This window comes from Acetobacter lambici (genome assembly GCF_011516885.1).
GTDB classification, from domain to species: domain Bacteria; phylum Pseudomonadota; class Alphaproteobacteria; order Acetobacterales; family Acetobacteraceae; genus Acetobacter; species Acetobacter lambici.
The window spans coordinates 1-4533 of sequence record NZ_WOTD01000085.1; the positions used below are offsets into that span (position 1 = coordinate 1).

Sequence of the window (4533 nt, forward strand, 5' to 3'; positions counted from 1 at the left end):
TCTTCAACATCAAAAAAACCAGGCTGCTTCATCTTCCATACCCCAATCAATATAGGAGTGATGGAATCACACAGAGAGGCCCAAAACCAGAGAGTTTTTCGAACCCTCCACGTCCGGCAAACCGGACATCGATTGCTTTCTCCCTTCTCAATTCACGGGACCATGCAACGGGACACCAGAAGTCAGGATTGGTTCTGATACGCCTTAAATCAGTGTGTTCTGCGCACCCGGGATGTTCTGAAGTTTGATGAAATTCGTTTTCCATTGCCTCGGCATTTCATCCGGCTCAGACTAGGGCGAAAGGATGTAACGCTCCAGTATGGAGTGCCGTCCCGTCTCTCACATTTTGTCTGAGCAAGCGTAACCGTTATCACTACCAGACAAGGCGCGTGAGTGCCCGGTTCCTGGATCCGAAGTGCTTAACGACCAGGGGCTTTCAGCAGCACGAACATGTGTCGCGCATATCGGTCAGATCTGATGAGGCAAGGGACTGTGGCCTGAAAAGATCCGGTTGACCGCTTCAGTAGGAATGGCGGAAGCACGAGGCAGACAGGCATAGACTTCTCTCCTCCCTTCGGTCATCCCGCCCGACGGTTGGTGGCTGAACGATGGCAGGTCTCCTGGCTCACGGATCATGGCCGACTGGTTCCAACCTTCCCGCCCCTATGGGAACAGTGGTCCACGTTCAAGGTGAACGAACCAGCAGCATACCGCCTATAGTTGCGGGAGCAGCCACCGACTATGCCTCTGGACGGTCATCTGCCCAGTGCGTGACGGTATTCCCTATTAACCCGCTCGCGCGGGACCATCGAAGCGTTCGCCCTTGCACCATGCCGCCAGATGCACATAGCGCGCAAGATGGAGCGACAGAAGGCAGATATCGATTTTTTACATGCTAGATAGCAGGTCAGTCTCTGATCTTATCCATTTTCGCCGTCACCCTGATCACATCATTCCATGAGTGATATTTATGGTTTAATGAATTTAAATCATTTCTGCTCAATGAAGTTTTCCGGCATAAGGCAGGCACGGCTCTTAACAGCAGGCATGATGAAGGCTTCAATGATCAGGGAAACCGCATTTGAAATAAAGCGCATTCGCTTCGATGAGAATTATCATCCATCCGACAGAACGCGTCTCACGACCAATTTCGCCAATCTGGCAAGAGGAGAAAGCCGTCAGGAAAACCTGCGCAACGTGCTCAGGATGATTGACAATCGTTTCAATGGCCTGGCGCATTGGGACAACCCCATGGGGGATCGCTACTCCGTCGAGCTTGAAATCGTTTCCATTGAGATGGACCTTGCCTTTGCCGGCAAGAACGAAAGCTTTCCGCTGATCGAAGTTCTGTACACAACGATTGTCGATAAAAAGGCCAACAGGCGCATAGAAGGTCTCGCAGGAAACAGTTTTTCCTCATATGTGCGGGATTATGATTTCAGTGTGCTGCTGCCCGACTACAATAAAAACAAGGCAGAGTTCACCGTTCCTCAAAATTACGGAGACCTGCACGGAAATCTTTTTAAGAGCGTTGTGAATTCCACCGCTTACAGAAAGAATTTCAGGAAGCTTCCCCTTATATGCCTCAGTGTTTCAACCAACCGAACCTATTATCGGACTGAAAATCAGCATCCTGTTCTGGGGGTTGAATACCAGCAGCGTGAATTTTCTCTGACAGATCAGTATTTTAATAAAATGGGAATGCAGGTCCGCTATTTCATGCCCCGCAATAGCGCAGCGCCATTGGCGTTCTATTTTTTTGGTGACCTGCTCTCTGATTATTCGACTCTTGAGCTTATCAGCACCATCAGTGTGATGGAGTCTTTTCAGAAGGTCTACCGCCCTGAAATCTACAACGCCAATGTTGCGGCAGGCGACTGTTACAAGCCAAGTCTGCAGCATCAGGATTATTCCAACACCCGCATTGTTTACGACCGCGAAGAGCGGAGTCAGTTAGCAACCGCACAAGGTAAGTATACGGAAGAGAATTTCATCGAACCGTATCACGATGTTCTTGAGCAGTGGTCTGCCAGCTACGCCGCCTGATCAGTCAGAAACACAAGGTTATCTCTCATGAAAACACTGCTCCCCACCTCAACGGCTGGTAGCCTGCCCAAGCCGTCCTGGCTCGCCAAACCTAAGACCCTCTGGTCGCCCTGGAAATTGCAGGGTGAGGAATTTGTCGAAGGTAAACAGGATGCGCTGCGCCTGACCCTGGACGATCAGGACCGGGCCGGCATTGACATAGTCAGCGATGGCGAACAGACGCGCCAGCATTTCGTCACGACGTTTATCGAGCATCTCAGCGGCGTCGACTTTGAGAACCGTCAGACGGTTAAAATTCGCAACCGTTACGATGCCAGTGTCCCATCAGTTGTCGGTGCTGTGGCACGTGAGAAACCTGTCTTTGTCGAGGATGCGAAGTTTTTGCGCACGCTGACAAAGAAGCCCATCAAATGGGCGCTTCCTGGTCCCATGACCATGATCGACACGCTTTATGACGGCCATTACAAAAGCCGCGAAAAACTGGCGTGGGAATTTGCCAAAATCCTCAATCAGGAAGCGAGGGAACTGGAAGCCGCTGGCGTCGATATCATCCAGTTCGATGAACCTGCCTTCAATGTTTTCTTTGATGAGGTGAATGACTGGGGCATCGTCACTTTGGAGCGGGCTATTGAAGGGCTGAAATGCGAAACCGCCGTCCATATCTGCTATGGTTATGGTATCAAAGCCAATATCGACTGGAAAAATGCTCTTGGAGAAGAGTGGCGGCAGTATGAAGAGATTTTCCCCAAGCTCCAGAAATCCAATATCGATCTGATCTCGCTGGAATGTCAGAATTCCCGTGTTCCGATGGATCTGATCGAACTCATTCGTGGGAAAAAGGTGATGGTGGGCGCCATTGATGTGGCCACCATCACCATTGAGACGCCCGAAAAAGTCGCTGATATCCTGCGAAAAGCGCTTCAGTTTGTCGATGCCGACAAGCTTTATCCCTGCACCAACTGCGGGATGGCTCCTTTGCCACGCGACGTGGCGCGGGGCAAGCTCAATGCCCTGGGCGCGGGTGCGGAAATCGTTCGCAGAGAACTTTCGGCCTGACAACCTGCCGTAGCTGGACGCCAAGAGAGGGAGAAACGCAGAAGCGACCATGTCGATGCGGTCTTCCCAGAGCAAGCAGGAGACGCTTCGTGTCGGTGGTCAAGAAAACACAGTCTCCGGACCTTTCCCTGCATGTTTCATGTAGGAGGTCGAATTTGTATTCAGATTCAGTGCACAAGAGGCCACGATTATTGGTCGGGATGATGGAAAGCTGTCCCAAAAGAATCATGTACACCATCATGATAAAATTTTATGAGAGTGAACTAAAATGATATGTTTTTATGATTATATGAATCCTGTGCATTCGCGAGGTAGACCATGGGCGTTCTGGAGCGCAGTCATCTGACAATTATTCGGGAAGTCGCGCGAGAAGGCTCTTTGACGGCTGCAGGGATGCGTCTGAACCTAACCCAGCCGGCGCTCAGTCACGCCATCCGCAAGATTGAACAGCAGCTTGGAGTAAAGATATGGCGGCGGGAGGGACGCTCCCTTGTGCTCAATCAGGCAGGCGAATGGCTGCTTGCTTTGGCGAACCGCCTGCTTCCTCAATTTGAGCTGGCGGAAAGCCGCCTTGAACAGTTCGCAAATGGCGGGCGTGGTACACTCCGCATCGGCATGGAGTGTCATCCCTGCTATCAGTGGCTTCTGAAAGTCGTCTCCCCGTATCTGGAGCGATGGCCCAAAGTTGACGTGGATGTAAGGCAGAAGTTCCAGTTTGGCGGTATTGGCGCGTTGTTCAGCAATGAGATTGACATCGTGGTCACCCCTGATCCGCTTTACAAACCCGGCCTGAAATTCACACCGGTCTTCGATTATGAACTCGTTCTGGCCGTTGGCCCTGAACATCCTCTTCGGAATGAGAAGTTCGTCTTGCCGGAACAGCTTGCTGGCGAAACATTGATCACCTACCCTGTTCCGTCCGAGCGACTGGATATCTATACGCAGTTTCTACAGCCTGCTGGTATTGGCCCACGACAGCAGAAACAGATTGAAACCACGGATATCATGCTGGTGATGGTGGCGCATGGAAGGGGCGTTGCAGCACTTCCACGCTGGCTTGTGGAAGAGTATGCCCCACGCTTTGACCTTTGCCCGGTGAAGCTTGGTAAAAAGGGCATTGCAAAGCAGATATTTCTTGGTTGCCGCGAAACCGATGAAGAGGTCCGATATCTGCAGGACTTTATCGAATTCGCTGCTTTACCTTCTTTGGTAACTTAAGTAATTTTCCAAAATTCACGCTTGGAATCTCCTCGTGTTTTTCTTTTACAATGTCCGATTTCTCGGTTTTACTTTCGACACCGGACATTCCGCTTCCCCCAGTCACCCGACGAGTAGTCTTGTTCGTTCGCGCACCGCTTCCAGTTCTCTTTCGGAGACCCGACCTTTATGCTTTGCTCGTCTGGCGCGCCAATCAAGACTGCGAACCTGATC

The 4533-nt window shown here is 51.1% G+C and carries 3 protein-coding genes, 1 pseudogene and 1 riboswitch; of the genes and pseudogenes, 3 read left to right on the top strand and 1 reads right to left on the bottom strand.

The annotated features are described in order from the left end of the window. Positions 1-109 precede the first annotated feature (109 nt). A pseudogene (locus tag GOB86_RS16225) lies at positions 110-265 on the bottom strand (aromatic ring-hydroxylating dioxygenase subunit alpha); the annotation flags it as partial. 328 nt (positions 266-593) lie between these two features. Next, a riboswitch (cobalamin riboswitch) is annotated at positions 594-825 on the bottom strand. A 237-nt stretch (positions 826-1062) separates the two neighbouring features. Here GOB86_RS16225 and GOB86_RS14705 point away from each other — a divergent pair. The 3 genes from GOB86_RS14705 to GOB86_RS14715 all read left to right on the top strand — a co-directional run bounded on the left by GOB86_RS14705 (position 1063) and on the right by GOB86_RS14715 (position 4320). After that, positions 1063-2046, top strand: a complete 984-nt coding sequence (locus GOB86_RS14705; protein WP_165993383.1) for a DUF1852 domain-containing protein — start codon at positions 1063-1065, stop codon at positions 2044-2046. Between the two features lie 27 nt (positions 2047-2073). Continuing rightward, positions 2074-3102 carry a methionine synthase gene (locus GOB86_RS14710; protein ID WP_035366745.1) on the top strand — a complete coding sequence of 343 codons (1029 nt, stop codon included), beginning with the start codon at positions 2074-2076 and terminating at the stop codon, positions 3100-3102. Positions 3103-3420: 318 nt separating this feature from the next. Continuing rightward, positions 3421-4320, top strand: a complete 900-nt coding sequence (locus tag GOB86_RS14715) for a LysR family transcriptional regulator (protein WP_165993381.1) — start codon at positions 3421-3423, stop codon at positions 4318-4320. Positions 4321-4533: the final 213 nt, after the last annotated feature.

What these genes read in the sequence shown, in the direction of transcription:
- GOB86_RS14705 (WP_165993383.1), top strand. Translation starts at nt 1,063, where the DNA reads ATGATCAGGGAAACCGCATTTGAAATAAAGCGCATTCGCTTCGATGAG.
- GOB86_RS14710 (WP_035366745.1), top strand. Translation starts at nt 2,074, where the DNA reads ATGAAAACACTGCTCCCCACCTCAACGGCTGGTAGCCTGCCCAAGCCG.
- GOB86_RS14715 (WP_165993381.1), top strand. Translation starts at nt 3,421, where the DNA reads ATGGGCGTTCTGGAGCGCAGTCATCTGACAATTATTCGGGAAGTCGCG.